1 protein-coding gene is annotated in these 1351 nt (G+C 64.6%); it reads right to left on the bottom strand.

Annotated features, from left to right (window positions below):
- Positions 1–474: 474 nt before the first annotated feature.
- Positions 475–1351 (bottom strand): carbohydrate ABC transporter permease (locus ACRDSQ_RS09305; RefSeq protein ID WP_431420438.1); only part of this gene is annotated, 877 nt, incomplete at its 5' end.

The following is a 1351-nucleotide window of genomic DNA, read 5'->3' as shown; positions in this document are numbered from 1 at the left end:
GTGAGCGCTGGAAGCATCGGCGAATCTCCCGACAACGGGCGGTTATAAGGAACGCCGATGCTTCCGCCATGTCCGGCCAGTGTCGCCGTCATCGCCCCGTGTCACGTGAAGATCAACCAACCGTGTCATCACGAAAAGTGCGAAACCTCAGTTATCAACAGCCCGTAGGTTATCCACAGGCCGCCGTCTTTCGCCCGTTTCTGTCGCCCCCTCCCGATAGACTGGCCAAGGGCTGTCCCCCCTGGGAAGCGCGGGGGCGGGTTTTGGGGTTGTGGAGGTTGTCGGCATCAGGCCGTGCTCTCTGGGGAGGGTGGGGGTGCCGGTCTTGTGGGCATCAGGGGGTGCCCTCCCGCGCGGGGGTCGTCGGGTGGGGTGGGCTGCGCGGTGCGTTTCGGGACGCAGTGGAGGTGGCGTTCCCATGCCGGTGTGCGGTCGGGTGGTCGCTCAGCGGTGTCGTCGCTCATGGGTGCCCTCCTAGTCGCTCGACCGGATGCGGCGGGTCAGGACGAAGTTCACGGCCGCGATGACCACGGTGATCACGAACAGCGTCCACGCGATCGCCGCGCCATAGCCGTAGCGGCCGTTGGTCCAGAACTGTTGGTACAGGTACAGAACGATCGTCTGGAACTGCCGTTCCGAGCCGCCGTTGTTGTTGCGGGTGGTGTCGAACAGGAATGGTTCGGCGAACAGCTGCAATGCTCCGATGGTGGAGACGATGACGGTGAAGATGATCGTCGGCCGCAGGCTCGGGACGGTGATGTGCCAGAACTGCTGCCACTTGCCCGCCCCGTCGATCGACGCCGACTCGTACAGGTCGTACGGGATCGTCTGCATCGCCGCCAGGTAGATCAGGGCGTTGTAGCCCGTCCAATGCCACATGACCATCACCGACACCGCGATCCACGACGACCAGCTGTCCGCCCGCCAGTCGACCGGACTGTCCACAAAGGGCTGCAGCAGCCAGTTCAGCAGGCCGAAGTCGCGGGCGAACATCTGGTTGAAGATCAGCGCGACGGCCGCCACCGACGTCACGTACGGGACCAGGACACCCATCCGCAAGACCAGCCGTCCGCGCAGGCGGTAGTTCAGCAGGTGCGCGATTCCCAGCGCCAGCAGTAGCTGCGGAACCGTCGACACCAACCCGATGCCCAAGGTGTTGATCAGCGCGTTGTGGAAGTTCTCGTCGGTGAGCAGGGTTCGGTAGTTGTCCAGGCCCACCGACACGTCCGCGCTGCCCGGTCTGCGCGGGCTCCACGCCGTGGTCGAGATGATCGCCGTGTACGCCAGCGGGAACAGGCCGAACACGGCGAACAGCAGGAAGAACGGCGAGATGTAGAGGTACGGCGAGACC

This window comes from Actinokineospora sp. (assembly GCF_050699995.1).
Classification (GTDB): domain Bacteria; phylum Actinomycetota; class Actinomycetes; order Mycobacteriales; family Pseudonocardiaceae; genus Actinokineospora.
Note: the sequence above shows the minus strand (reverse complement) of the source record. Positions and strands in the feature narration are given on the sequence as shown.